Genomic DNA, 25,625 nt, shown 5'->3' on the forward strand with positions numbered 1-25,625 from the left:
TTCAATCCCCTTCACCTTCGGCCGTGTCGGCCGACTGTTGCGCCTGAACCTCTTGCGCGGATCGCATCATCGTCCTGATGCCGGCCGCGAGGCCCAGAAGTACGAACAGCACCAGAAACAGGGGAATCGTGCCCAGCAGGACATCCAGCCCGTATCCGATGCCGAAGCCGATAACGATACCGGCCACAAGCTCGATCACCATCCGCCAGGCGAGGCTCGCCTGGGAATAATGCTCTTCCCGATGGGGTTTCGGCGGCTTATGCGCCGCCTTCGCAGCCTTTATCCGCGCCTCGAGACGCGCGAGGCGCTCTTTCTCGGCCGGATCCATCATATGCGAACGCCCCTCGGACAGTCGCGGCGAACGTAGAGAGCGGCGGCGACCAAGTCAAGCGCCTCAGAAACGGTGTAAGTTTCTGTTATTGTTATGTTTTACTCGGGCGCGGTATTGGACGGAACGCCCGGCTCATCCGGGTGCATATTCAACCAAACGGTTGACGGTTGGCGCGCGGCATCGCAAAGCTGCGGCCATGTCACAGGATCTGGACCAGGTTTTCGCCGCCCTTGCCGACCCGACCCGGCGGGCGATCCTGTCGATGCTGCTCGAAGACGACATGGCCGTGACCGACGTGGCCGAGCCGTTCGAGATGTCGCTGGCCGCCATCTCGAAGCATCTTGCCATCCTCTCGCGCGCAGGGCTGATCAGCCAGGAAAAGCGCGGCCGGGTCAAGTGGTGCAAGCTGGAGCCCGACGCCCTGCGCGAGGCGTCGGTCTGGATGCAGGGCTTCGGCCAGTTCGAGGCGGTCAACCTCGACGCCTTCGAGCGGTTTCTAGAGGCAGAGCTGAACGGGTGACGCGGGCGCCCGGTAGCCTTGGCAAGATCATTGCCCATGGTCGTGCCGATGACGCTGGCGTCGCGGGTCCTCAGCCGTCGTTCTTTAACAACAGGGTCAGCGCCAGCACCGTCAGCGCCACCCCGACCAGCACGATCCCGCGCGGGGCACCGTGGCCCAGGACGATCTCCCATCCGATCACCCAGGTCGGTGTCAGGTAGGTATAGGCCATCACCTTTGCCGCCGGCAGCCGCAGCGCCGCGTATTGTAAAAGCACGAAAGTCATCGCGCTGGCGCAGATGGCCAGGTAGAGCAGCACCCACCAGACGCGCCCCGGCAGCGCCCCCCAATCGGTGGCGGCCACCGCCCCGGCGCCGTAAAGCGAAAGCACCAGAAGCGCCGCCACCATCATCCCGAAGGTAAAGGCCAGCGCCGGCTCGCCTCGGTTGAGCTTGCGCACCATGGGCGTATAGGCGGCATGCGCGATGCAGCCGACAAAGAACACCGCCTCGCCGCGGCCGATGTCGAAGGCCAGCAGCGCCCCCAGATCGGCCCGGAAGATGACCCACAGCGCGCCTGCCGCGCCGACGGCCAGCGCCAGCGCCATGCGCGGGGTCGTCACCTGCCGCAGCAGAACCCAGCCGAACAGCGCCGACATCACCGGCGTGAGGGTGAAGACCGCGGAGGTCGAGACCGGCGGCGCGGTCTTCAGCCCCTCGAACATCAGCACGAAGTAGGTCCCGAAAACGCCGCCGAGCAGGAAAAACCGCCAGGGCGCGCGGAAATGGGCCGCCTTCAGACCGGGCCCCAGGGCCGCGGCGGCCCCGATCGCGGCACCGGCCAGCGCAAAGCGGATCGCGGTCAGGGCCACCGGGTCGATGTCGTTGGCAATCAGGCTGCCGAAACTGAACGACCCCGCAACCAGAGCCGAAAAGGCCAGCATCGCCAGGTGGCCGCCGCCGGTGGCGGGGCCGCTCAGGGCCACGTCGCCGCCGCCGCCTTCAGCCGGGCGGTGCAGCCCTGCACCTTGGCCGAGCGGTGCAGATCGACATGGGTGACCAGCCAAAGCGCCACGTCCCAGTCGGGCCGGGACGGGACAAGCTCGACCAGGTCGGGCCGGTCCGCCGCGTACCAGAGCGGGGCGAACCCGATACCGGCCCCGGCCTCGACGGCGTTCACTGTGCCGAGGATACCGCTTGCGCGAAACCCGATGCGGCTGGCCGGCACGGTCTGGCGCAGCCATTGAAAGAACGAGGCGCGATGGCTTTCGTCCGAGGGCCCGACGAACCTGTGGCCCGAGAAATCGCCTTCGAGGTCGAGCGGCCCGTGGGCGTCGACATAGGCACGGGTGGCAAAAAGCGCCGAGCGCTGGACGTAAAGCTCCTGCACCACGTTGTCGGGCTCGTCCGGGCGATTGCCCGCGCGCACGGCGACATGGGCCTCGCCGTATTCCAGCCGGAACAGCCGCTGATCGGAAACCAGTCGCACCGCAAGCTCCGGGTGGTCGTGCTGGAACGCCGCCAGCGCAGGGATCAAGAGCGGCGCGATCGCCTCGACCGTCGTCACCACCAGATCGCCGGTCATCGCCGCGCCCTGGCCGCGCAGCCGGCCGGCGAGCTGGTCGAATTGCTCGTCGGTGACCTGAGCCACCTGCAAAAGGTCGTGGCCCGCCTCGGTGGGGGTGTAGCCGCGGGCATGGCGCTGGAACAGCTTCACGCCCAGCCTCTCTTCCAGCGCGTCCACGTGACGGATCACGGTGGCGTGGTGCACGCCCAGCACTTCGGCGGCGCCGCTGACCGTGCCCTTGCGCGCCACCTGATAGGCGGTGCGAATCTCATCCCAGTTGTCCATTGCCATGCTGTGCGCCACCTCACAATCGCTGTTGAATATCGTCAATTGCGTTCGCTCGCGCAAGGTACAAGTAACGGGGCGTAACCCGACACATAGAGGTCTCCCCATGCCGCATACCCTTCTCCGCATCGACAGTTCCGCGCGCCGCGCGGGCTCGGTCTCGCGCGATCTGACCGACCGCATCGTCGCGCGTCTCGCCGATGGCGACACCGACGTCATCACCCGCGACCTGGCCACCGGCCTGCCGCAGATCACCGAAAGCTGGATCGGGGCGAATTTCACCCCCGAGGCCGAGCGCAGCGCCGCCCAGCGCGCCGAGCTGGCCCTGTCGGACGAGCTGATCGCCGAGTTGAAGGCCGCCGACACGGTGGTGATCGGCCTGCCGATCTACAATTTCGCCGTGCCCGCCAGCCTGAAGGCCTGGATCGACCTGGTGGCGCGCGCCGGCATCACCTTCCGCTATTCCGAGGCCGGGCCCGAGGGCCTGTTGTCGGGCAAGCGGGTGGTTGTCGCGGTCACCTCGGGCGGCACCGCCATGGGGTCAGAGATCGACCATGCGACCGGCTATCTGGCGCATGTGATGCGCTTTCTTGGTCTCACCGACGTGACCTTCGTCGGCGCCGACCGTCTGGCGATCGACTCCGAGGCCTCGCTCGCCGCGGCGCATCTGGCGGTCGAGGCCCTGCCCCGCGCCGCCTGATCGCGGCCGCCCGCCGCGCCGTCCCTCCCCGGCGCGGCGGGCCTTTGACGCTTGACTTCGCGGGCGCGACCCGCCAAAAGCCCAGCGATATCCGGAATGGTGTATGCCTTCCGGTCCCGGGCAGTCCCGGGATCGCCCCCCCGTCAGCGAGGTTTCGCCCACGGGGGCATATCGCGTTTGGCGCATAGCGCCGGGCTGACATCGGGGGCGCCCCTTCCCACATGAGGGGGCAGGTGCAAAGGGTCGCAAGGAGGGCCAGGGGCATGTTCGAAAGTCTTTCCGACCGCCTGTCAGGCGTCTTCGACCGGCTGACCAAGCAGGGCGCGCTCAGCGAGGACGATGTCAAGACCGCGCTGCGCGAAGTGCGCGTGGCGCTCTTGGAGGCCGACGTGTCGCTGCCCGTGGCGCGCGATTTCGTCAAGTCGGTGCAAGAGGCCGCCACCGGCCAGGCGGTGACGAAATCGGTCACGCCGGGCCAGCAGGTGGTCAAGATCGTCCATGACGAGCTGGTCAATGTGCTGACCGGCGAGGGCGAGCCCGGCGCGCTGAAGATCGACAGCCCGCCAGCGCCGATTTTGATGGTGGGCCTTCAGGGCGGCGGCAAGACCACGACAACCGGCAAGCTGGCGAAACGGCTGAAAGAGGTGAACGGAAAGCGGGTGCTGATGGCATCGCTCGACGTGAACCGTCCCGCGGCCATGGAACAGCTGGCGATCCTCGGCACCCAGATCGGCGTGGACACCCTGCCCATCGTGGCGGGGCAGCGCCCCGTCGACATCGCCCGCCGCGCCAAGCAGCAGGCGACGATGGGCGGCTACGACGTCTACATGCTGGACACCGCCGGGCGGCTCTCGATCGACGAAGAGCTGATGGCCGAGGTCGAGGCCGTGCGCGACGTGACCAACCCGCGCGAGACGCTGCTGGTCGTCGACGGGCTGACCGGCCAGGACGCGGTGCACACCGCCGAGAATTTCGACAGCCGCATCGGCATTTCGGGTGTGATCCTGACCCGGATGGACGGCGACGGCCGCGGCGGCGCGGCGCTGTCGATGCGCGCGGTCACCGGCAAGCCGATCAAATACGTGGGCCTCGGCGAAAAGCTGGACGCGCTGGAGGAATTCCACCCCGAACGCATCGCCGGGCGCATCCTGGGCATGGGCGATATCGTTTCGCTGGTGGAAAAGGCCCAGGCCACCATCGAGGCCGAGCAGGCCGAGCGCATGATGAAGCGCTTCCAGAAGGGTCAGTTCAATATGAACGACCTGCGGATGCAGCTTGAGCAGATGCTCAAGATGGGTGGCATGGAAGGCATCATGGGCATGATGCCAGGCATGGGAAAGATGTCCAAGCAGATCGAGGAGGCGGGCTTCGACGATTCGATCCTGCGCCGCCAGATCGCGCTGATCCAGTCGATGACCAAGAAGGAACGCGCCAACCCGCAGATCCTGCAGGCCAGCCGGAAAAAGCGCATCGCCAAAGGCGCCGGGCTGGAAGTCAGCGAGCTGAACAAGCTTCTGAAGATGCACCGGCAGATGTCGGACATGATGAAGAAGCTGGGCAAGAAGGGCGGCCGCGCGATGATGCAAAAGGCGCTGGGCGGCATGTTCGGCAAGGGTGGCATGCCCGAGATGGTCGGCGCGGGGATGGACCCCAAGGCGCTTGAGGCCGCGGCCAGGCAGATGGGCGGCCCGGGCGGGATGCCGGGGCTGGGCGGCGGCGCGGCGCTGCCGCCGGGGCTCAGCGGGCTGGGCGACAAGAAGAAGTGATGACCTTGGCGACAGGCATACCCACAGCGCGGCACCGGCTGCGCCGGCCCGAGCCGGGCGAAGCGCGCGGCTGCGCCCCTGCGCCGGAGGCGCTGCAATGACGTGTCCCGACATCCCCCGGGTGGACACGCCCCGGCTGATCCTGCGCGCGCCCGTCGCCGAGGATTACCAGCTCTTCGAGGCCACCTTGACCTCGCACCGCGCCCGCTTCATGGGCGGGCCCCTGAACCCTTACGAGGCCTGGATGCTTTTTGCCGCCGAGATGGGCCACTGGCAGATCAACGGCTTCGGCCTGTGGACGGCGACCGCGCGAGACAGCGGCGAGGTGCTGGGCATGGCCGGCCCGTGGCAGCCCAAGGGCTGGCCCGAGCCCGAGCTCGCCTGGCTGCTCTGGCCGCGGGGCGAGGTGCTGGATATCGGGGTCGAGGCCGTCGCGGCCGCGCGCGACTGGTGCTATGCGACGCTGGGCTGGTCCACGCTGGTCAGCTATCTCGCCCCGAAGGATATCCGCGCGGTCAAGCTGGCCGAGGCGCTGGGCGCGCGGCCCGACGACACCGCCGCCACGGTGGACAGCCGCGACATCGTCTATCGCCACCCCTCGCCCGATGCGCTGCGCCGGGTCGGGGCAGCAGACCCCGCCCGGGCCGCGCGCGGCCGCCTCGTTCACCCCGGCAGCGGAGGCCGCCATGACTGACGACGCCGTCCGCGCCGCCGAGATACTCAAGCACCACCGCGAGAGCATCGACCGGCTCGACGCGATCCTGATCTATACCCTTGGAGAGCGGTTCAAGCACACCCAGGCGGTGGGCAAACTCAAGGCCGAGTACGACCTGCCCCCGTCGGACCCCGCGCGCGAGGAGCGCCAGATCGCACGGCTGGAAGACCTGGCCGAGCGCGCCGATCTGGACCCCGAATTCGCAAAGAAATTCCTGGCCTTCATCATCCAGGAAGTCATCCACCACCACATCGAACACCGGAAATAGGCGGCACCGCCCGCCCAACGCCAAACCCGAAGGAGAATAGACCATGGCATTGAAAATCCGACTGGCCCGCGGCGGCTCGAAAAAGCGCCCGTTCTATCGCATCGTGGCGGCCGACAGCCGCATGCCGCGCGACGGCCGCTTCATCGAGAAGCTGGGCACCTACAACCCGCTGCTGCCGAAAGACAGCGAAGAGCGCATCAAGATGGACATGGAGCGCGTGCAGCACTGGCTGGGCCAGGGCGCCAAGCCCACCGACCGCGTCTCGCGCATGCTGGAGGCCGCCGGCGTTCTGGACAAGAAAGAGCGCAACAACCCCAACAAGGCCGAGCCGGGCAACAAGGCCAAGCAGCGCGTCGAGGAGAAGGCAGCCAAAGCCGCCGCGGCAGCCGAGGCCGAGGCGGCCCCCGCCGAAGAGGCTGCGGCCGAATAAGCCGGCGCGCGGGCAATGCTGCGGCTGATCGCGATCTGCACCCTTCTGGGGGGCGGCTGGGCCGGCATGAAGCTGGAACGCGCCCTCCACGAGGACCGCTGCCTCGATGCTGGCGGGAGGATAGACGCGCGTGGCCTGTGCAGCGGGCAAACCCCGTGAGGCGGCGATGAGCGAGGACAGGGTCTGTGTGGCGGCGATCGCGGGCGCCTACGGCGTGCGCGGCGAGGTGCGGCTCAAAAGCTTTTGCGCCGAGCCCGAGGCCGTCGCCGCCTATGGCCCGCTCTTCACCGAGGACGGCGCGCGCCGGTTCGAGGTGACGCTGGGCCGTCCGGTCAAGGGCGGCTTTGCCGCGCGGCTGTCGGACATCGCCACCAAGGAAGCGGCGGACGCGCTGAAGGGCACCCGCCTTTTTGCCGACCGCGCCGCCCTGCCTGCCCTGTCCGACGACGAGTTCTACCACGCCGATCTGATCGGGCTGGAGGTCGTCGATACCGGCGGGGCCCACCTGGGCCATGTCCGCGCCGTGCACGACCATGGCGCGGGCGATCTTCTGGAGATCCACGGGCCGGGGCTGAAATCCACCGTGCTGTTGCCCTTTACCGGGGCCTGCGTGCCGACCGTCGATCTTGCGGCCGGGCGCCTCATTGCCGATCCGCCCGAAGGGCTGTTCCCTGAGTCCGATTCCTGATCCCATCCGGAGACCTGACATGCCCACCTCTCTCGCCACCGCATTTACCGCGATCCTTCTGGCCGGCGCGCTGTTCGCCGGGGCCGCGCAGCAGCCCGTTTGGGTGATCGTCGTGATCGCGGCCTTCGCCACCATCGCCAACGTGATGGCCCCCAATGCCAGGGCCGCCCGCGCGGCCGAGGGCAAGGGATTGGTCAAGGCGCTGCCGATGATCGTCATCAACCAGCTGATCTGGGTGAACCTCGTCTACCTGGCGGGCTATGGCGTGGCCTGGCTGCTGGGCGGGCCGGTCTTCGCCGCGCCGGTCTGGCTGTCGCTCGGCGTCTCGGCCGTCGGCTTTGCCGGGGCGGTGGCCACCGCATTGAAAGGCTGACGCGAAAGGCCGCCCATGACGGACAAACCCCGATCTCACGGGCGGCTGTCGATCTCGGCCAGCCTGACCCCGCGCGACCTGATGGACGCGCCTGCGCGGCTGAAGGGCGCGTGGACGGCCAAGGTCGTCACCCTGTTTCCGGAGGCGTTCCCGGGCGTTCTGGGCCTGTCGCTGACCGGCAAGGCGCTGGAAGAGGGGCTATGGTCGCTGGAAACCGTCGATCTGCGCACCTTTGGCAAGGGCAAGCACAAGAATGTCGACGACACGCCGGCGGGCGGGGGTGCGGGGATGGTCCTGCGCCCCGACGTGATGGGCGCGGCGCTCGACCAAGCGCAGGCCGGCACGCCGTCCGACCGCGCGCGCTGGCCGGTGATCTACCTCTCGCCGCGCGGGCGGCCCTTTACGCAAGAGACCGCCAAAAGGCTTTCACAAGCCGACGGCGTGACACTGATCTGCGGCCGGTTCGAGGGGCTGGACGAGCGCGTATTGGAAGAATACGCCGTCGAAGAGGTCTCTTTGGGGGATTTCGTCCTCACCGGCGGCGAGATCGCCGCGCAGGCCTTGATCGATTCGGCCGTCCGCCTTATACCGCGCGTGCTTGGGAATCAGGTTTCCACGGAAGACGAGAGTTTCTCCGACGGGTTGCTTGAGCACCCCCAGTACACTAGGCCCGCCGTTTGGAAAGGCCGCGCGATCCCCGACATTCTCCTGTCGGGACATCACGCGAAGATCGCCGACTGGCGGAGGGCCATGGCCGAAAGGCTGACAAAGGAACGCCGCCCTGACCTCTGGCGGGCTTACTGTGAACGGCACGGTAGGGACCCGGACGGAGACCAAGAGCTCTGAGGGCTGCATCACCTTCGCGGGGAAAATCGCGAGCGACATTGGAGACAAGCGATGGACATGATCGCGCAAATCGAGGCCGAGCAGATCGCCGACCTCGGCAAGACCATCCCGGATTTCAAGCCGGGCGACACCGTCCGCGTCGGGTACAAGGTGACCGAGGGCACCCGCAGCCGCGTGCAGAATTTCGAGGGCGTGTGCATCGCCCGCAAGAACGGCAGCGGCATCGCCGGCAGCTTTACCGTCCGCAAGATCTCGTTCGGCGAAGGCGTGGAGCGGGTGTTCCCCCTCTACTCGACCAACATCGACACGATCGAGGTGGTGCGCCGCGGCCGCGTGCGCCGGGCCAAGCTCTACTACCTGCGTTCGCGCCGGGGCAAATCGGCCCGGATCGCCGAAGACACCAATTACAAGCCCAAGGCCGGCGCCGAGGCGTAAGGAGCGGACCGATGAAAAAAGATACCCACCCCGACTATCACCTGATCGACGTCAAGCTGACCGACGGCACCGTCGTTCAGATGAAATCGTGCTACGGGAAAGAGGGCGACCAGCTGTCGCTCGACATCGACCCTTCGGTGCACCCGGCCTGGACCGGCGGGTCATCGCGCCTGATGGACACCGGCGGCCGCGTGTCGAAGTTCAAGAAGAAATACGAAGGTTTGGGCTTCTAGGCTTTCCCTTCCGCTTCCAATAGGCAAGCACACAACATATAGTGGGGGCGCGTCCGGTAGCGGGCGCGCCTTTTTGAATCCGCCAAGGGGATACCGGCGTGGCGCATATAATCGTCGTGGGCAACGAAAAGGGCGGCGCGGGCAAATCGACCGTGTCGATGCATGTGGCGACGGCGCTGGCCCGGATGGGCCACGAGGTGGGGGTGCTCGACCTCGACCTGCGGCAGAAAAGCTTTGGCCGTTATGTCGACAACCGCCGTGCCTTTTGCGACCGCGAAGGCGTCCACCTGGCGATGCCGCATTACGTCGAGCTGCCCGATGTCGACCAGTCCGACCTGGAGCCGGGCGAGAATATCTACGACCGGCGCCTGTCGATGGCCGTGGCCGACCTCGAACAGGACCGCGACTTTATCCTGATCGATTGCCCCGGCTCGCATACAAGGCTCAGCCAGGTGGCGCATTCGCTGGCCGACACGCTGATCACTCCGCTCAACGACAGCTTCATCGATTTCGACCTGCTGGCCCGGCACGACCCCGCCGACGGCAAGATCCTCGGGCCCTCGATCTATTCCGAGATGGTGTGGAACGCGCGCCAGTTGCGCGCACAGGCGGGGTTGCCGCCGATCGACTGGGTGGTGCTGCGCAACCGGCTGGGCGCCCAGCAGATGCATAACAAGAAGAAGATGGGCGAGGCGCTGGAAAACCTCTCAAAGCGGATCGGCTTTCGCGTTGCGCCGGGTTTCAGCGAGCGGGTGATCTTCCGCGAACTGTTCCCGCGCGGGCTGACGCTGCTCGATCTGCGCGACGTCGGCGTGGCGCATCTGAACATCTCCAACATCGCCGCGCGGCAAGAACTGCGCGACCTGATGGTGGCGCTCAGGCTGCCCGGCGTTTCGGTCGAGCTTTGAAGACCTTGCAGGGCGTCGGGAGCTTTTCGATCATTTTGCGCTGGGCTGCGAGGGCGGACATCCGCGCCTCGAAGGCCGCGCTGTGGTTCGGGTCTCCAGTCACTAGGCGAACAAGGCGTGTCATCGCGCATCTCCTCGGCTGTCTGACCTGATCAGCTTCCGATCGGCATATGACGAAAGCAAGGCACGCCAGGGTTGTTTTTCGGATCGTTTGGGGCGTTCAGTGGGCCGAGCCGCTCATCCGTGCCTTCCACAAAGGCACGCCCTCGGGGGCAGCGGCCGGCTTTTCGTCGGCGGCCGGCTGCGGCCTTTCGGCCACATCGGCGGGGACAGGGACGATGGACTCGGCCGCCCGGCGGCGGCGTTGCCTCAAACCGGTCAGCCCCGCCAGCATCACCAGCGCGCCTGCGGCAAGGTTGAACACCGCGGCCACGTCCTGCGCCTCGCCCAGCCGCGCACTCAACGCAGCCTCGCGCCCGCCCCGGTAAGGTTCGACCAGCAAGAAATCCGAGGCAAGGCTCCGGCCCTGTTCATCGAACGCGGCCGAAATCGCCGGGCGGAACCGCTCTCCCGCACCGAGGGTTCCGTTGATCACCACGAGGGGGCCAAAACGCCCGTTGCCCGTTGCGTAGGCTGCCAGCCACGCCGGGTCGAGCGCCGCGACATCTTCGCCCTCGGCCGGCTCGATCAGCGCCACGCCGACCGCCGCCGGCATCGCCGCCGCCCGCGCCCGCTGGCGCAGCTCGTCCTCGGGCAGCACCAGGCCGGTGGTGCGCATATAGGCCAGGACCTCGCGATAGCGCGCCTCGATCGGCGGCGCGTCGGCAGCCAGCAGCGGCACCATCAGCGCATGTTCCTCGGCGGATTTTCCTGCAAGGGTCACAGGCTCGGCCAGCGACAGGTCGAGTTGGGCCTCAAGCCGCACCTCGCCGGCCAAACCGGTTTCCTCGGCCGGGGAAAACGTCTCGATAGACGTCGCCGCGGGCGGCCCCGCCGCCAGCGCCCGACGCAGCATGTCGCGCTCGGCCTCGACCTCGCCTTGCAGCCAGGCGCCCGCACCAAATATCAATGCCGCGGACAGAACCATCGTTCCCGACCTCGAAACCGCCATTGCGAAAAGCTGTGCCATTGTTCCGCCTGTCACCGTTTTCGTTGGGGCAAGGGGTAGGCCGCGATCCGGGCGCGATTTTGGCACAAGCAGGGAGATTTGCGGCACCGACCAGCGACCGACAGCCACGGCGACCGCCGCCGCCCCCGATCGGCGTTGGGCTAGAGCTCTCCCGCGGCAGCGAAAAGCGCGTCCAGCTGCATATGCGTCTCAAGATGCGCGGCCAGCCCGTCGAGGGTCTGCTCGACCGCGGCGCCATAGCCCAGCGGGCCGACTTCGACGCCGAACCGCGCCAGCCATGCGCGGCGGAACCCATCCTCGGCAAAGAGCCCGTGCAGGTAACTGCCCGCCACCCGGCCACAGGGTGACACCGCGCCCTCCGGCCGCCCGCCGACATGCGCGAAGGCGCGGGCGCGGTCCGGCCCGTCGGTTTTGCCGATATGGATTTCGTAGCCCGAAAAGCCCGTCCCGGTCGCGGCGTGAACGGCGCTGACGCGGGTCAGCGTCTTGTCCGGGCGCATGACCGTTTCAAGGTCGAGCAGCCCGAGGCCCGCGGTCTCGCCGGGCGGGCCCTCCAATCCATCGGGGTCGAGGATACGCTGCCCGAGCATCTGGTAGCCGCCGCACAGGCCCAGCACATGCCCGCCGCGGCGCACATGGGCGGCAAGGTCGATATCCCATCCCTGGGCACGCAGGAACGCCAGATCGCCCCGAGTCGATTTCGTCCCGGGCAGGATCACCAGATCGGCGCCCGCCGGCAGTGGCCGTCCGGGTGGCACCATCGTCAGCCTTACGCCGGGCTCCAGGTTCAGCGGGTCGAGATCGTCGAAATTGGCGATGCGCGACAGCATGGGACAGACGATTTCCAGCCCCTCCGAAGTGGCGGCGGCATCGAGGTCGACGGCATCCTCGGCGGGCAGGCGATGGGCCTCGGCATACCAGGGCACGACACCGAAACCGGGCCAGCCGGTCGCTTGCGAAATCATCGCGTAGCCATCATCGAAAAGCCGCGGGTCGCCGCGGAACTTGTTGACGGCAAAGCCCCGGATCATCGCCGCATCGGCGGGGTCGAGTACCGCCTTGGTGCCCACGATCTGGGCGATCACGCCGCCACGGTCGATATCGCCGACCAGTACGACCGGCACATGCGCCGCGCGCGCAAAGCCCATGTTGGCGATGTCGCCCGCGCGCAGGTTGATCTCGGCAGGGCTGCCGGCCCCCTCGACAAGCACCAGATCGACGCCCCCCGCCAGCCGGCCGAAGCTGTCGAGCACGGGGCCCATCAGGCTGGGCTTTCTGTCGGTGAATTCACGCGCCCGCCAGGTGCCCCGCGCCCGGCCCTGAACGATCACTTGTGCGCCCGTGTCGGTCTCGGGTTTCAGCAGGACCGGGTTCATGTCGGTCAGGGGCTCCAGCCCGCAGGCCAGCGCCTGCAACGCCTGCGCGCGCCCGATCTCGCCGCCATCGGCGGTGACGGCTGCGTTGTTCGACATGTTCTGCGGCTTGAACGGCGCAACGGCAAGCCCGCGCCGCCGCGCCGCCCGGCACAGCCCGGCGACCAGCATCGACTTTCCGACATTCGAGCCGGTGCCCTGTATCATCAGCGCCCGGGTCATGATCGGCCCGGGGCCCATGGAAAGACGAAAGGTTGCACGACTTGGCCTGCTTGCTGGTCGCGGCATCCGCTCCGCCGCGTTCTGAACGATTGACAGGCGGCGCGGCCCGGCATGGAAAGCCCGGCCCGAGGCCGCCGCGTGAACGTGACGCCAATGACACCATTTGCCGCGAACCCGCAACAAAAGAACGGCCGCAAGACCAAGGGCGCGCCGATCTGCATCACCGCTCAGAGCGGGCAGCCCTCTTCCCCTCGACACCGGTCATGACGGGCCACGGCAGACCAGCCCGGCGCGCGAGGTGACCCTGCCCGAGACCGAACGGTTTCTCAGACCCCAGGTTGTTGATCCCGCGGTTCGATTGTGCGGTCCATGCCGAAGGTCGCCCCAGCCCGAAGCCAACCCGCCTTTGGTGTGGAAAAAACCGCGCCTACATGTGAAAGTTCGAACGCTGGACAGAAGTTCAGCGCAGAACGGAGCGTCATCTTGCCATATCCTGAATTCATTGCCGCATTTCCCAGCATCGACGTGCCGTTTCCCGAGGACGTCGTGCAGACCGCTGTCGTTAAGTCGGACTCCGGTTTGGTGGCCTTTTTCACCTTCCTGAAGGACCTGACTCTGCCAGCGCATTCGCATGGCGCGCAGTGGGGCACGGTGGTCGAGGGCGAAATCGAATTCACGATCGGCGGCGAGACCAAGACATATCGCGCCGGTGACAGCTACGCGATTCCGGCCGGTGTCGAGCATGGCGCCCTGATCAAGGCCGGGACCCGGGTCATCGATGTCTTTGAAGAGCCTGATCGATACCCGTTGAAGGGCTGAGCCAGGGCACGAAAGTCCAGCGACCGGGATGTTCGGTTTCGGCACTTTGGAGTTGCGCCTTCGCGATCCCGGGTTTCAGGCGCCATCACCACTTCTGGCCGGACTCCGACGGTTGGGCGCGCAAGGTGCCAGCGGCAGGAAAGCGCAGGACGCACGCTTTTCAGAGGCCGGGGCCGCCCAGCATCTTTGTCGGGCGTGACCGGCCATTGGCCCCGAACCGGAAAAGCTGCTTCTCAGGATCGATCCGGGCCATTCCTGCGGCGCGCGGCCAATACCGTCGTCATACAGACGCTGCACATCATCCCGCACGCGATGCCGGAAATACCAGGTGCTGCCCCTGGTTTTGGAAACCTCGCCTCGACCCGAATCGCCGCGAAATCGTGAATATAGAGGGGGCATTTCGAATGACGCCTTGTGTCGCTTCACACAATGGCAAAGCCGCAATCAAGACCCCGATAGTATTCGACTTCTAAGGTGATTTATGGCGCGCTGGGGAGGATTCGAACCCCCGACCCCTTGATTCGTAGTCAAGTACTCTATCCAACTGAGCTACCAGCGCGTGGGTGGCTGACTTAGCGCCCTGCGAGGGGCATTGCAAGGGGCGATTTCATTCCGCGGCGGCCTCCGCCAGCGCCGCCCCCTTGGGGAGGCGGAGGGAAAACGCGGTACCGCCCGGACCGGTGTGCAACAGCTCCAGCCGCCCGCCATGGCCGCGGATCAGATCGGCCGCAATCGCGAGCCCCAGACCGGTGCCACCCTTGCGCGTGCCGCCCTGAAATGGCTGGAACAGGTGCTCGCGCGCCTTGGGCGGCAGGCCGGGGCCGGTGTCGGAGACGAGGATCTTCCATTCGCTTTCGTCCTCGTCGGCGCGGATGCCGATCTCACCCGGCTTGCCGCTGGCCGCGATCGCCTGTCGCGCGTTGCGGATGAGGTTGGACAGCACACGGTGAAGCTGTTCGGGATCAGCCCTCAGCGTCAGCCCTGCCGGCACGTCCTCGGAAAAGCTGATATCGGTCTCGCCCGCGGACAGCCGCTCGCTGTCGACCACGTCGTTGACGATGGCCGCCAGCGCCACCCGGTCCAGCCGGGGCGGCGGTTCTTCGGCCTTGCCGAAGGCCAGCGTGTTTTCGCAAAGCGACACCGCCCTGCTGATCGCCCTCACGATCTTGGGCGCGGCACGCTTGACCGCGGGGTCTTCGCTGGCCGCCATCCGGTCGGTGAAAAGCTGCGCCGTGGTCAGGATGTTGCGCAGGTCGTGGCTGATCTTGGCCACCGCGGCCCCGAGCTGGGCGAGGCGTTCCTTCTGGCGCAGCGCCGCGGTCAGCTCGGTCTGCAGGCTTTGCAGGGTCGTCTCGGCCTCGTTCAGCTCGCGCACCCCCGCCGAGGGGGTGATGATGCGCCTCGCGTCTTCGGGCGCCTCGGCGTAGACCTGCATCGCGCGCACCACGCGCTTGATCGGCATGACCAAAAGCCGCTGCACCGCGAGAAACAGCAACAGCGCGGTGAGCACCGATATCACCGCCGACAAGAGCAGGATGCGCAGCCCGTACTCGATCATCGCACCGCGCAGCGGCGCGGTGTCCATCGTCACCTCGATCAGCAGGCCTGCCCCGCGCACCGGCTCTCCGATCACGCGGATGATGCGGGGGGTTGGGTCGGCCAGCCGGATCAGCGCGTCGGGCACCAGCTCCAGCGGGCTGGCGTTGCGCAGGTCGTAGCTTTCATAGACCGGCTCGGGGATCGGCGAGGACAGCACCAGTTGCCGCGCCTGGTCGCGCCTCAGCACCACGTTGAAAACCCCCGCGTTCTCCAACAGCTCCTGTTCGAGGTCGGGCTCGATCATGTCTTCCGTGGCCAGCAGCGCAAGCGAGGCGATCTGGGCGCGTTCCAGCCGCGACAGCAGGTAATCTTCGCGGAACCGCGCCACCGAGGGCACGAAGATCAGCACCTCGGCCAGCATGACGAAGGCGATCGTCAGTAGCAGAAACCGGCCGGAGAGCGAATTGAACAACATAAAAGGGGCGCCTTTTGGCCCCGAGGGCCTATGGCAAGAGGCGCTGCACCAGCCGCACCCCCCGCTTGACCCAAGGGTTTTCGAACAGTTTGGGTGAAAAATAGGCACCCGCCGCCCGCTTGTTAACCTCCCCCAGTGTCGGGTAGGGCGCGACCATGGCGGAGATGTCGGCCATCGACAGGCCCTTGGCAAGGGCCAGCGCCCAGAGGCCGATCAATTCGCCCGCCTCCGCGCCCACGATGCCGGCCCCCACGGGCTTGCCGCCGACGACCATCACCTTGATGGCCCCGGCGGTCTGGCCAGTGGCAATGGCGCGGTCGTTGGCGGCAAAGTCGAAGCGGACAACGGTCAGCTTGTCGCCGTGTTCGGCGCGCGCCTCGTCCTCGGTCGGCCCGATCTGGGCCAGCTCGGGCGCGGTATAGGTGACGCGGGGAATATGATCTGTGCGCGCCTTTGCGGGCAGGCCCAAAAGGATCGACCGGATGACGACCGAGGCGTGATAACCGGCCAGATGGGTAAACTGCATCCCCCCCGCCGCGTCGCCGATGGCATAGACGCGCCGGTTGGTTGCGCGCAGATCGGCGCCCACCTTGACCCCGGCCTTGGTGGTCTCGACCCCCGCGGCATCGAGGTTCAGCTTGTCCAGCGCCGGCGTGCGGCCCACGGCGACCAGAAGGTGGCTGCCCTCGTGGGCGCCCGCCTCGGTCTCGACCCGTATCGCGCCGGCCTGCCCCGCCACGGCGGTGACCTTGGCGCCCTCGACGATCTCGACGCCCTCCGCGCGGGCGCGCGCCAGCACCGGCGCGGCAAGCTCCGGGTCCTCGCGGCCCAGCGCCGTCGCGCCCTCGATCACGGTGACCTTGCTGCCCAGCCGCGCGTGGGCCTGCGCCATTTCCATGCCGATGGGCCCGCCGCCGATGACGACCAGATGCTCCGGCCGCTCGCGCAGATCGAAGAGCGTCTCGTTGGTGAGATAGGGCACGGTGTCGAGCCCCGGTATCGGCGGCACCAAGGGGCGCGAGCCTGTGGCGATGACGAATCGGCGGGCGCGGATCAGGTGATCGCCCGCCTCCAGTTCGCGCTCCGAGGTGAAGCGGCCCCAGTCCTGAATGACCCTGACGCCCAGCCCCTCGAACCGCTCGACGCTGTCGTGGGGGGCGATGGTGGCGATGGCGCGGGCGACATGGGTCATGACCGCGGCGTAGTCGATGTCGGGCTCCACCGGGGCGACCCCGTAGGCGGCGCCCTCGCGCATCGCCTGCGCCTGGGCGGCGGCGGCGATCAGCGCCTTCGACGGCACGCAGCCGTAGTTGAGGCAGTCGCCGCCCATCTTGTGGCCTTCGACCAGTACAACGCGCGCGCCCATCTGCACTGCGCCCGCGGCCAGCGACAGCCCGGCCGAACCCGCGCCGATGATGCAGAGGTCGGTCTTGATACGCTCCATCTCAGGCCCCCTTGCGGCGGAATAGCTTGACCACCATCGGCAGGGCGGCCAGCGCGGCGAGGCCCAGCAGCGGGCCCAGGATATGCGGCTCGAAGATGATGCCCAGATCGGGCGTCTCGCCGCGGGCAAAGACCTCGCCCAGCCCCGCGCCGACCCATGTGTAGACAAGGCCGCCAGGGATGATCCCGAAAAAGGTGGTGAAGGCGAAGCGGCCGAGCCCAACGCCCACCAGCGCAGGCAGCAGGTTCGCCACGAAGAACGGCACCGCCGGCACCAGCCGGATCAGGAACAGCACAGAAAGCTCGTTTTCCTTCAGACCCTCGCGCAGGCGTTTCACGCGGCCTTCGCCGGCCTCGATCCGCGCGGCCAGCCGGTCGCCCAGCCCCCAGCGCGCGGCGAGAAAGATCGCCACGGCGCCGATCGTCGCGGCGGTGACGTTGAACAGCACGCCTGGGAAAAGGCCGAAAAGGAACCCGCCCGCCAGCGTCGCCACCGTCGCCCCGGGCAGCGAAAAGGCGACGATGACGATATAGACGCCCATGAAGGCCAGCACGGTGCCCAGGTAATTGGCGTCGCGAAACGCCAGCAGCGCCTCGCGGTTCTCGGCCAGCGTCTCGAAGCTGAGCTGGTCGCGCAGCGTCAGCGCGCCCAGCACCGCCACGATCAGGATCGCGATCAGCGGCAGGCGGCGGGCGAGGCTGGGTCTGGTGGTATCTGTCATATCGCTCATGCGGCTCGGGTCCCGTGCGGTTGGCGTTCTTTTCTAGATGCGCTTGTCCTGCCTGGGGCGACAGGCCTTTCACGGCGCCTTGATGCGGGGTGAAGCCTAACCCCCCGATAGCGGCAATTCCCACCGCTTTCGTAACATACCGGGGCCGGACGCGGCGCCCGGAGGGCACAAATGTTTCAGCAAGAGCGCCCGGCGAGAATTGACTTCGGCCGACCAAGCGTCTAACAGGCGGGCTTCGAACAACATGGGCCTTCGAATCCGCGACAGGATTTGGGCTGTACCTGACGGAGCGAAGCGCGATGAAACGCACTTTTCAACCCTCGAACCTCGTCCGCAAGCGCCGGCACGGTTTTCGCGCGCGCATGGCCACCAAGGCCGGGCGCAAGATCCTGAACGCGCGCCGCGCCCGGGGCCGGAAAAAGCTGAGCGCCTGATCCGCGCCGAAAGGCTGACGGTTGTGACACCGCCGGGGGCAGAGGCGAAGGGCGAGGGCCCGGGCACCGCTGCCGCGATCCCGGCGGTTTCGTCGTGCCCGACCGTCCTCACCCAACGGGCCGATTTCCTGCGCGCGGCCCGTGCGCGGCGTCAGGCGATGCCCGGGTTCGTGCTGCAGGCCCGCTGCCGCGGCGCCGATGAGCCGGCCCAGGGCATCCGCGTCGGCTTTACCTGCTCGAAAAAGGTCGGCAACGCCGTGGCGCGCAACCGCGCCAAGCGGCGCCTGCGCGAGATCGCCCGCCAGGTGCTGCCCGCCGAGGGCCGGCCCGGCTGGGACTACGTGCTGATCGGCCGTGCCGGGGCCACCGCCGAGCGCCCCTTTGACAAGATGCTCGCCGATCTGCGCCACGCGCTGGCCAAGGTTCACGGGGGGCCGGCATGACCCCCCTCGCCCGTCTTTTCGCCCTGCCGATCCGCGCCTATCGGGCGATCCTCAGCCCCTGGGTGGGTTTCAACTGCCGGTACCAGCCGACCTGTTCGGCCTATGCGCTGGAGGCGTTGGAAAAACACGGTGCGCTCAAGGGCGGCTGGCTGGCGGTCAGTCGCATCGCGCGCTGCAACCCATGGGGCGGATGCGGCTACGACCCGGTGCCGGAAACGGACGAGAGCCGCGAAGAGGACCGCCCAAGGTAACGGAGCGACGCGCGGATTTCTTGTGCCGGAACGCCAACTCGACTAAGGCCAGCCTCATGTTCGACAATGCCGACGACATACACCCGCTGTTTTTCGGCGCGCCCTCGACCACCGAGTTCAAGAAGCTGCGCAAGCGCATCGTGCGCGACACGCGCGAAGCGATCGAGCACTACGGCATGGTCGAGCGCGGCGCGCGCTGGCTGGTGTGCCTGTCGGGCGGCAAGGACAGTTTCACCCTGCTCGCCGCGCTTTACGAGTTGAAATGGCGCGGGCTCTTGCCGGTCGACCTGCTGGCCTGCAATCTCGACCAGGGCCAGCCGGGCTTTCCGGCGACCGTGCTGCCCGAGTTCTTGCAGCGGATGGGCGTGCCCCACCGTATCGAGTACCAGGACACCTATTCGGTGGTGATCGACAAGATCCCGGAGAACCGCACCTATTGCGCGCTCTGCTCGCGGCTGCGCCGGGGCCATCTCTATCGCATCGCCCGCGAAGAGGGCTGTTCGGCGGTGGTCCTCGGGCATCACCGGGACGACATCCTTGAAACCTTTTTCATGAATCTCTTCCACGGCGGGCGGCTGGCCACGATGCCGCCCAAGCTGGTGAACGAAGAGGGCGATCTTTTCGTCTACCGCCCGCTCGCCCATGTGGCCGAGGCCGATTGCGCGCGCTTTGCCCGCGCGATGGGCTACCCCATAATCCCCTGCGACCTTTGCGGCAGCCAGGACGGCCTGCAACGCCAACAGGTCAAGCAAATCCTCGACGGATGGGAAAAGAACAGCCCCGGCCGGCGGCAGGTGATGTTCCGCGCGTTGATGAATGCGCGGCCCAGCCACCTGCTGGATCCCAAGCTGTTCGATTTCGCGGGACTGACCCGGGACATCGGCCCAGAAGACGGCGGCGAGCGCCGTTAACGTCCCGGTCACGCGGGGGGGCGCAGTGTGGGGGCCTCCGTGCCCGCCGCCGCCAAGAGACCTGCGCCGATGCCCAGCCCCGCCCCGCCATCCCGCCGCCTGCGCGCCCGCCTGTGGCCGGTTTTCACCGGGCAGAGCTGGGCGGCCCTGCTGCCCGCCGCGATGCTGGCGGGGTATTGGCTGGGCGGCGAGCCGGCGCTGATCGCCGTTGCGATGCTGGGCCTCGGGCTGGTCGCGATGGGCCGGGCGGGGGCGTCGCGGCGGCCGGGCGGCGCGGTCGATTCGGTGACCGGGCTGATGCTGCGCGACGAGGCTGAGCAGCGGCTCGACCGGCTGCTTTCCGGGCCCGACGGCCCGGGGCGCACTGCCTGTTTTGCCCTCTCGCTGGAAGGGCTCGACGACCTGTCCGAGACGTTCGGCCCCGCCGCCGCCGAACATGCGGTCAACCGCGTGTCCGCGCGACTGGCCGCCGCGCTGCGCGGGACCGACGCGCTGGCGCGCCTGCCGCTGGTCGGGCTGGCGGTGGTGGTGCACCCGCTGACGCGGGCCGATCTGGAAACGCTGTTGCAAATCGCCGGGCGTTTAATCCGCGCAGCGCGCGAACCCGTGGCGCTGGCCGGAGGCACCGCGCATCTGGGCGCGTGCATCGGATTTTGCCTGCCGGGGCGCGCGCCAGCACCCGGCGGCGGGGCGATGCTGGAGGCCGCCGAGGCGGCGCTGCGCGCGGCGCGCGCCGCCGGCCCGGGGTCGATCCGGGCCTACCGGCCGTCGATGCACCGCGCCGGCGCGGCCCGGCACGAAACCGAGCGCACGCTCGCCGCCGCGCTGGAGGCGGGCGAAATCCGGCCGTGGTACCAGCCGCAGCTCTCGACCGACACCGGGAGGCTGACCGGGGTCGAGGCGCTGACGCGCTGGCATCACCCCGAGCGCGGGGTGCTCTGCCCCGACGACTTCCTGCCCGCGCTGGTCGAGGCAGGCCTGGCCGAGCGGCTGGCCGAAGAGATACGATTTCAAAGCTTTTCGGCCCTCGCCGCCTGGGACCGGGCCGGCATCGACGTGCCGCGCGTGGCGGTCAATTTCACCGCCGAGGATCTGGGCGCGCCGGACCTCGCCGACCGCATCGCCTGGGAACTCGACCGGTTCGACCTCGCCCCGTCCCGCTTGACGGTCGAAATCCTGGAAAGCGTGATCGCCGCGCCGGGAGACGAGGCGGTCGCGCGCTCGATCGCGGCGCTGGCCGATCTGGGCTGCGCGATCGACCTCGACGACTTCGGCACCGGCCATGCCTCGCTGGCCGCGCTCGGCCGCTTTGCCATCGGGCGGATCAAGATCGACCGCAGCTTCGTCGCCGGTATCGACACCGCCCGCCCGCGACAGGACATGGTTGCCGCGATCCTGGGCCTTGCCGACCGGCTGGGGCTCGACACCCTGGGCGAGGGCGTCGAGACGCTGGGCGAAAACGCCGCGCTGGCGCAGTTGGGCTGCGGTCACGTGCAAGGCCACGCCATCGCCCCGCCGCTGCCGTTCGCCGAGATGCTGGCCTGGACCATGAAACATCGCGAGAAACTGGCCCGCAGCACGCTCGGCGCCCCGCGCGCGCCACCACCATGCGGCGGGAAAACCGCTTGACCTCGCGGGCCTCAGTCTGTTGAACGACCCTCACGTTTCAAAGGACATGGTGGCGGCCCTTCATGGACGATCAGAACAAGAACCTCATTCTCGCGACGGCGCTCAGCTTTCTGGTGATCCTCCTTTGGTTCCTGCTCTTCCCGCCCGAAGAACCGGTGCAGGAAACCGGCACGGTCGAGTCCGTGGCCGAGACCACTACACCCGCGACACCGCAGGTCGCACCGCTGCCGCCCGCCGCCGCCCCCGCGACGGCAGACGCACCCGCGGACACCCCCGCCCGCGACAGGACCGCCGACGCCCCGCGCCTGGCCATCGAGACGCCGCGCCTGGCCGGTTCGATATCGCTTCTGGGCGGGCGCATCGACACGCTCTCGCTGAGCGACTACCAGGAAACACTCGATCCGAACTCGGACAATGTCGAGCTGCTGGCACCGGTGGGCAGCACCAAGCCCTATTACGCGCTTTACGGCTGGGCCCCGGCCGGACAGCTGGCCTATGAGGACGTGCCCGGCGCAAACACGACCTGGACGCTGGAATCGGGCGAAACGCTGACCGCGGACAGCCCTGTCACCCTGCGCTGGGACAACGGCAACGGCCTGATCTTCCGCCGCACCATTTCCGTTGACGACGAATACCTTTTCACGGTGATCCAGTCCGTGGAAAACACCACCGGCGAATCGGTGCGCCTGGCCCCTTACGGCATCGTCGCGCGCCATGGCCAGCCCGAGACGACGCGGTTTTTCATCCTTCACGAGGGCGTTGTGCGCCAGGTCGACGACGAGCTGGAGGAGATCGGCTATAAGGCCATGCCCGACATGGAACTGGTCCCCCGCGAGGCCGCCAACGCCGAGATCGCGCAGGTCGAGCAAAACGGCTGGGTCGGCTTTACCGACAAATACTGGATGACCACGCTGATTCCCCAGCCCGGTCAGCCCTTCACCTCGGTCGCCAAATATGTCGAGGCCGCCGATATCTACCAGGTGGAATCGCGCCTGCCGCCGGTCACCGTCGCCCCCGGCGAGGCCGCGCGGACCGAAACCATGCTGTTCGCCGGCGCCAAGGAATGGGAGGCGATTCAGGACTATCAGAAGGATCGGGGCATCTACCGCTTCATCGACTCGATCGACTGGGGCTGGTTCTTCTTTCTGACCAAGCCGATCTTCTGGATGCTGCACACGCTCAACGGGCTGATCGGCAACATGGGCTGGTCGATCATCGCGCTGACGATCATCATCAAGGCGCTGCTGCTGCCGCTGGCCTACAAGTCCTACACCTCGATGGCGAAGATGAAAGAGCTTCAGCCGAAGATGGAGGAGATCAAGGAGCGCGCCGGCGACGACCGCCAGAAACTGCAGCAAGAGATGATGGCGCTCTACAAGAAAGAGAAGGTGAACCCGGCCTCGGGCTGTTTGCCGCTCTTCCTGCAGATCCCGATCTTCTTCTCGCTCTACAAGGTGATCTTCGTCACGATCGAGCTGCGCCACGCCCCCTGGGTCGGCTGGATCAGGGACCTCTCGGCGCCCGACCCGTCGTCGATCCTCAACCTCTTCGGGCTGCTGCCCTGGGGCGTGCCCGACCCGGGCTCGATCTTCGCCATCGTCTCGCTGGGCGTGCTGCCGATTCTGCTGGGCATCTCGATGTGGCTGCAGCAAAAGCTGAACCCGGCCCCCACCGACCAGACCCAGGCGATGATCTTTGCCTGGATGCCGTGGGTCTTCATGTTCATGCTGGGCAACTTCGCCAGCGGCCTTGTGCTCTACTGGATTGCGAACAACACGATCACCTTTACCCAGCAATACGCGATCATGCGCAGCCACGGGTACAAGCCCGACGTGTTCGGCAACATCCTTTCGAGCTTCAGGAAATCGTCGAAATCGGGCGGAAGATGACCGCCCGCCTCGCGCAGATCTGGCGCCACCCGATCAAGGGGCACGGCGCCGAGACTCTGGACGAGGTGACGCTTGAAGCCGGGCGAACGATGCCGTGGGACCGCACCTGGGCAGTGGCGCACGAGGCGGCCAAGACCGATGGCCGCGGCTGGGCGCCCTGCGCCAATTTCTCGCGCGGGGCCAAGGCACCGCGGTTGATGGCCATCGCGGCGCGGCTGGACGAGGCCGCGGGGCGCATCACGCTGACCCATCCCGACCGGCCCGCCGTCACCTTCGACCCCGACAACGAGGCGGCGCTCTTCCTCGATTGGGTGGCGCCGCTGATGCCGGACGACCGCGCCGCCTCGGCCCGCATCGTCCGGGTGCCGGGGCGCGGCATGACCGACAGCGCGTTCCCCTCGGTCAGCCTGCTGGGCCTTGCATCGCTGCGCGCGCTTTCGGATGCCGCCGGCCGCACGCTTTCCCCCCTGCGGTTTCGGGGCAATTTCTGGGTCGAAGGGCTGGCGCCATTCGAGGAATTCGACTGGGTCGGCCGCCGGCTGCACCTGGGCGAGGCCGAACTGGAAGTGCGTGAGCGCATCGGACGCTGCATGGCCACCACCGTCGATCCCGCGACGGGGCGGCGCGACACAGACATCCTGGGCCTGCTGGACAGCCATTGGGGCCATACCGATCTCGGCGTCTATGCAGAGGTGGTCAAGGATGGGCGCGTCGCGCCGGGCGACGCGCTGGAGCCGGTATGAGCACGCTGCCCTTCCCGCTGGCCGCGCCGCCAGAGCCCGCCGCCGCAGAGCGCGGGCGCAAGCTTTTTGCCGGTCCGGTGGATTTTCTCAAGGGCGTCGTGGCGATGGAGGGCCTGCCCCCCGCCGACCGGCCGGAGATCTGTTTCGCGGGCCGCTCCAACGTGGGCAAATCGAGCCTGATCAACGCGCTGACCGGCCGCAAGGGGCTGGCGCGGGCGTCGAACACGCCGGGGCGGACGCAAGAGATCAACTTTTTCACATTGGGTGACAGCCATTACATGGTCGACCTGCCCGGCTACGGCTACGCCGAGGCGCCGGTGGCCGTGGTTGCGAAATGGCAACGGCTGCTCAAGGCCTATCTCGCCGGGCGCCAGACCCTGCGCCGCGCCTTCGTGCTGATCGACGCGCGGCACGGGGTTAAAGCGGCCGACGAGGATATCCTAGCCCTGCTCAACAGCTCGGCGGTGCCGTTCCAGGTGGTGCTGACCAAGGCCGACAAGGTGAAGGGCAAGGACCAGGACAAGGTGCTGGCCCAGGTGCGCGGTACGCTCGCCAAACACCCGGCGGCCTTTCCCGAACTGGTGCTTAGTTCGGCCGAAAAAGGCGACGGCATCGCCACTCTGCGGTCGATCATCGCCGGGATCGGCTGACATCCCGCGCCCAGGACTTTTCGAATTGTCCTGAAAAATCCTCACAGATTGTTTCGCGCAGCTCAGACATGCTGCCCGGCATTCACCTCGATCTCGGTTCCGGTGACGTAGGTGGATTCGTCCGAACAGAGGAAATGGATGACGCTGGCCACCTCTTCGGGCTGGCCCAGCCGCCCCAGCGGCAGCCCCGCCACGATCTTTTCCGTTCCCGGCGACAGGATCGAGGTTTCCACCTCGCCCGGCGCGATCGCGTTGACCCGCACGCCCAGCGGCCCGAAATCATGGGCCATCTCGCGGGTCAGCGCGGCCAGCGCCGATTTCGAGGTGGCATAGGCCGCCCCGGCGAAAGGATGCACCCGGCTGCCCGCGATAGAGGTGACGTTGACGATCGCCCCTTTGGCCGCGGTCAGCTCGTCCTTCAGCCCGCGGGCCAGAACCACCGAGGCAAAGAAATTCACGTTGAAAACATGGCCCCATGTGCGCAGATCGGTCGTCAGCGTGTTCAGCCGCGCGCCGTCCTCGTCCTTGGGCGAGATACCGGCATTGTTGACCAGCGCATGCAGCCTGCCGTCTGGCAGCTTGCTTTTCACCACTTCGATGGCCTGGACTGTCTTTTCGGCGTCGGCGAGGTCGATCTCTATATGGTTTGCCTCGCCGCCGGGCCAGGGGCAGCGTTCGTCAAAAGGCTGACGCGAACAGGTGAGCACCCGCCACCCCTCGGCCGAGAACCGTTTGACCGTGGCATGGCCGATGCCCCGGCTTGCCCCGGTCAACAACAGGATCTTCTGCTCCATCGCGCATTTCCCTTCCACTCGGCAGCCTATCCGACCGCCCGTACCTGACAACGCCCCTTGGCACCGCCGCCCCCGCGGGCTAACAGACGGCCCAGATTCTGGACAGA

At 67.6% G+C, this 25,625-nt stretch carries 31 protein-coding genes and 1 tRNA gene; 22 read left to right on the forward strand and 10 right to left on the reverse strand.

Going from position 1 to position 25,625, the window contains the following annotated elements:
* Position 1: 1 nt before the first annotated feature.
* Entirely contained in the window at positions 2-331 is a 330-nt protein-coding gene (locus Ga0609869_RS04060) for an AtpZ/AtpI family protein (RefSeq protein ID WP_125407442.1), read from the reverse strand.
* A gap of 196 nt (positions 332-527) precedes the next feature.
* Between Ga0609869_RS04060 and Ga0609869_RS04065 the strand changes: the two genes are divergently transcribed.
* Positions 528-851, forward strand: a complete 324-nt coding sequence (locus tag Ga0609869_RS04065) for an ArsR/SmtB family transcription factor (RefSeq protein ID WP_125407440.1) — start codon at positions 528-530, stop codon at positions 849-851.
* Between the two features lie 70 nt (positions 852-921).
* Here the strand turns inward: Ga0609869_RS04065 and Ga0609869_RS04070 are convergent, their stop codons facing one another.
* On the reverse strand, positions 922-1,773 hold the full coding sequence (locus Ga0609869_RS04070; protein ID WP_125408208.1) for a DMT family transporter: 852 nt from the start codon (positions 1,771-1,773) through the stop codon (positions 922-924).
* 32 nt (positions 1,774-1,805) lie between these two features.
* The gene (locus Ga0609869_RS04075) at positions 1,806-2,681 is read right to left on the reverse strand and encodes a LysR family transcriptional regulator (protein ID WP_125407437.1); all 876 of its coding nucleotides are present in this window, start codon (positions 2,679-2,681) and stop codon (positions 1,806-1,808) included.
* 106 nt (positions 2,682-2,787) lie between these two features.
* On the opposite strand from Ga0609869_RS04075, the gene Ga0609869_RS04080 reads away from it, so the two are divergent.
* The 12 genes from Ga0609869_RS04080 to Ga0609869_RS04135 all read left to right on the forward strand — a co-directional run bounded on the left by Ga0609869_RS04080 (position 2,788) and on the right by Ga0609869_RS04135 (position 10,043).
* The gene (locus tag Ga0609869_RS04080) at positions 2,788-3,381 is read left to right on the forward strand and encodes an FMN-dependent NADH-azoreductase (protein ID WP_125407434.1); all 594 of its coding nucleotides are present in this window, start codon (positions 2,788-2,790) and stop codon (positions 3,379-3,381) included.
* A gap of 263 nt (positions 3,382-3,644) precedes the next feature.
* Positions 3,645-5,147, forward strand: a complete 1,503-nt coding sequence (gene ffh, locus Ga0609869_RS04085; protein ID WP_125407431.1) for a signal recognition particle protein — start codon at positions 3,645-3,647, stop codon at positions 5,145-5,147.
* A 97-nt stretch (positions 5,148-5,244) separates the two neighbouring features.
* Entirely contained in the window at positions 5,245-5,841 is a 597-nt protein-coding gene (locus Ga0609869_RS04090; protein ID WP_125407428.1) for a GNAT family N-acetyltransferase, read from the forward strand.
* Positions 5,834-6,130 (forward strand): chorismate mutase, encoded by a 297-nt coding sequence (locus Ga0609869_RS04095; RefSeq protein ID WP_125407426.1) that lies wholly within the window; start codon positions 5,834-5,836, stop codon positions 6,128-6,130. The genes Ga0609869_RS04090 and Ga0609869_RS04095 overlap by 8 nt, the downstream gene beginning before the upstream one ends.
* A 43-nt stretch (positions 6,131-6,173) precedes the next feature.
* Complete coding sequence (rpsP, locus tag Ga0609869_RS04100; RefSeq protein WP_125407423.1) at positions 6,174-6,560, forward strand: 30S ribosomal protein S16; 387 nt, start codon at positions 6,174-6,176, stop codon at positions 6,558-6,560.
* 15 nt (positions 6,561-6,575) lie between these two features.
* The gene (locus Ga0609869_RS04105; protein ID WP_170168853.1) at positions 6,576-6,719 is read left to right on the forward strand and encodes a hypothetical protein; all 144 of its coding nucleotides are present in this window, start codon (positions 6,576-6,578) and stop codon (positions 6,717-6,719) included.
* Between the two features lie 7 nt (positions 6,720-6,726).
* Positions 6,727-7,248, forward strand: a complete 522-nt coding sequence (gene rimM, locus Ga0609869_RS04110) for a ribosome maturation factor RimM (protein ID WP_125407421.1) — start codon at positions 6,727-6,729, stop codon at positions 7,246-7,248.
* 19 nt (positions 7,249-7,267) lie between these two features.
* Entirely contained in the window at positions 7,268-7,621 is a 354-nt protein-coding gene (locus Ga0609869_RS04115; protein WP_125407418.1) for a hypothetical protein, read from the forward strand.
* 15 nt (positions 7,622-7,636) lie between these two features.
* The gene (trmD, locus tag Ga0609869_RS04120) at positions 7,637-8,467 is read left to right on the forward strand and encodes a tRNA (guanosine(37)-N1)-methyltransferase TrmD (protein WP_125407416.1); all 831 of its coding nucleotides are present in this window, start codon (positions 7,637-7,639) and stop codon (positions 8,465-8,467) included.
* Between the two features lie 51 nt (positions 8,468-8,518).
* Positions 8,519-8,902, forward strand: coding sequence for a 50S ribosomal protein L19 (gene rplS / locus Ga0609869_RS04125; RefSeq protein WP_125407413.1), 384 nt, complete (start codon positions 8,519-8,521; stop codon positions 8,900-8,902).
* Positions 8,903-8,913: 11 nt separating this feature from the next.
* Positions 8,914-9,135: a 50S ribosomal protein L31 gene (gene rpmE, locus Ga0609869_RS04130; protein WP_125407410.1), complete on the forward strand. Its 222-nt coding sequence runs from the start codon at positions 8,914-8,916 to the stop codon at positions 9,133-9,135.
* Positions 9,136-9,233: 98 nt separating this feature from the next.
* Positions 9,234-10,043, forward strand: a complete 810-nt coding sequence (locus Ga0609869_RS04135) for a division plane positioning ATPase MipZ (protein ID WP_125407407.1) — start codon at positions 9,234-9,236, stop codon at positions 10,041-10,043.
* Positions 10,044-10,263: 220 nt separating this feature from the next.
* Here the strand turns inward: Ga0609869_RS04135 and Ga0609869_RS04140 are convergent, their stop codons facing one another.
* Together Ga0609869_RS04140 and Ga0609869_RS04145 are read right to left on the reverse strand one after the other, a co-directional pair.
* Positions 10,264-11,172: a hypothetical protein gene (locus Ga0609869_RS04140; RefSeq protein WP_211336838.1), complete on the reverse strand. Its 909-nt coding sequence runs from the start codon at positions 11,170-11,172 to the stop codon at positions 10,264-10,266.
* Between the two features lie 140 nt (positions 11,173-11,312).
* Positions 11,313-12,767, reverse strand: coding sequence for a cobyric acid synthase (locus Ga0609869_RS04145; RefSeq protein ID WP_211336837.1), 1,455 nt, complete (start codon positions 12,765-12,767; stop codon positions 11,313-11,315).
* Between the two features lie 369 nt (positions 12,768-13,136).
* Here Ga0609869_RS04145 and Ga0609869_RS04150 point away from each other — a divergent pair, with 369 nt between their 5' ends.
* Positions 13,137-13,586 (forward strand): cupin domain-containing protein, encoded by a 450-nt coding sequence (locus Ga0609869_RS04150; RefSeq protein ID WP_245972364.1) that lies wholly within the window; start codon positions 13,137-13,139, stop codon positions 13,584-13,586.
* Between the two features lie 482 nt (positions 13,587-14,068).
* Here Ga0609869_RS04150 and Ga0609869_RS04155 read toward each other — a convergent pair.
* From Ga0609869_RS04155 to Ga0609869_RS04170, 4 genes are all read right to left on the reverse strand, one after another.
* Positions 14,069-14,145, reverse strand: a tRNA-Arg gene (locus Ga0609869_RS04155).
* A gap of 48 nt (positions 14,146-14,193) precedes the next feature.
* Entirely contained in the window at positions 14,194-15,597 is a 1,404-nt protein-coding gene (locus Ga0609869_RS04160) for a sensor histidine kinase (RefSeq protein ID WP_125408202.1), read from the reverse strand.
* A gap of 31 nt (positions 15,598-15,628) precedes the next feature.
* Entirely contained in the window at positions 15,629-17,044 is a 1,416-nt protein-coding gene (locus Ga0609869_RS04165) for a dihydrolipoyl dehydrogenase family protein (protein WP_125407401.1), read from the reverse strand.
* A gap of 1 nt (position 17,045) precedes the next feature.
* On the reverse strand, positions 17,046-17,774 hold the full coding sequence (locus tag Ga0609869_RS04170; RefSeq protein WP_125407399.1) for a TVP38/TMEM64 family protein: 729 nt from the start codon (positions 17,772-17,774) through the stop codon (positions 17,046-17,048).
* 299 nt (positions 17,775-18,073) lie between these two features.
* Here Ga0609869_RS04170 and rpmH point away from each other — a divergent pair, with 299 nt between their 5' ends.
* From rpmH to yihA, 8 genes are all read left to right on the forward strand, one after another.
* Positions 18,074-18,208: a 50S ribosomal protein L34 gene (rpmH, locus tag Ga0609869_RS04175; RefSeq protein ID WP_074219990.1), complete on the forward strand. Its 135-nt coding sequence runs from the start codon at positions 18,074-18,076 to the stop codon at positions 18,206-18,208.
* A 23-nt stretch (positions 18,209-18,231) separates the two neighbouring features.
* Positions 18,232-18,651: a ribonuclease P protein component gene (rnpA, locus tag Ga0609869_RS04180; RefSeq protein WP_125407396.1), complete on the forward strand. Its 420-nt coding sequence runs from the start codon at positions 18,232-18,234 to the stop codon at positions 18,649-18,651.
* Entirely contained in the window at positions 18,648-18,902 is a 255-nt protein-coding gene (gene yidD, locus Ga0609869_RS04185; protein ID WP_125407393.1) for a membrane protein insertion efficiency factor YidD, read from the forward strand. The genes rnpA and yidD overlap by 4 nt, the downstream gene beginning before the upstream one ends.
* Before the next feature lie 56 nt (positions 18,903-18,958).
* Positions 18,959-19,813, forward strand: a complete 855-nt coding sequence (ttcA, locus tag Ga0609869_RS04190) for a tRNA 2-thiocytidine(32) synthetase TtcA (protein ID WP_125407391.1) — start codon at positions 18,959-18,961, stop codon at positions 19,811-19,813.
* Between the two features lie 69 nt (positions 19,814-19,882).
* Positions 19,883-21,442 (forward strand): EAL domain-containing protein, encoded by a 1,560-nt coding sequence (locus Ga0609869_RS04195; protein WP_369022835.1) that lies wholly within the window; start codon positions 19,883-19,885, stop codon positions 21,440-21,442.
* A 62-nt stretch (positions 21,443-21,504) separates the two neighbouring features.
* Positions 21,505-23,331 (forward strand): membrane protein insertase YidC, encoded by a 1,827-nt coding sequence (yidC, locus tag Ga0609869_RS04200; protein WP_125403141.1) that lies wholly within the window; start codon positions 21,505-21,507, stop codon positions 23,329-23,331.
* On the forward strand, positions 23,328-24,074 hold the full coding sequence (locus Ga0609869_RS04205) for an MOSC domain-containing protein (RefSeq protein WP_125403140.1): 747 nt from the start codon (positions 23,328-23,330) through the stop codon (positions 24,072-24,074). Before yidC ends, Ga0609869_RS04205 begins: the two co-directional genes overlap by 4 nt.
* Positions 24,071-24,724 carry a ribosome biogenesis GTP-binding protein YihA/YsxC gene (gene yihA / locus Ga0609869_RS04210; protein WP_125403139.1) on the forward strand — a complete coding sequence of 218 codons (654 nt, stop codon included), beginning with the start codon at positions 24,071-24,073 and terminating at the stop codon, positions 24,722-24,724. The genes Ga0609869_RS04205 and yihA overlap by 4 nt, the downstream gene beginning before the upstream one ends.
* A gap of 62 nt (positions 24,725-24,786) precedes the next feature.
* Here yihA and Ga0609869_RS04215 read toward each other — a convergent pair whose 3' ends face one another.
* Positions 24,787-25,518 (reverse strand): SDR family NAD(P)-dependent oxidoreductase, encoded by a 732-nt coding sequence (locus tag Ga0609869_RS04215; protein ID WP_125403138.1) that lies wholly within the window; start codon positions 25,516-25,518, stop codon positions 24,787-24,789.
* Positions 25,519-25,625: the final 107 nt, after the last annotated feature.

It is taken from the genome of Rhodovulum iodosum (genome assembly GCF_041020385.1).
Lineage (GTDB): Bacteria > Pseudomonadota > Alphaproteobacteria > Rhodobacterales > Rhodobacteraceae > Rhodovulum > Rhodovulum iodosum.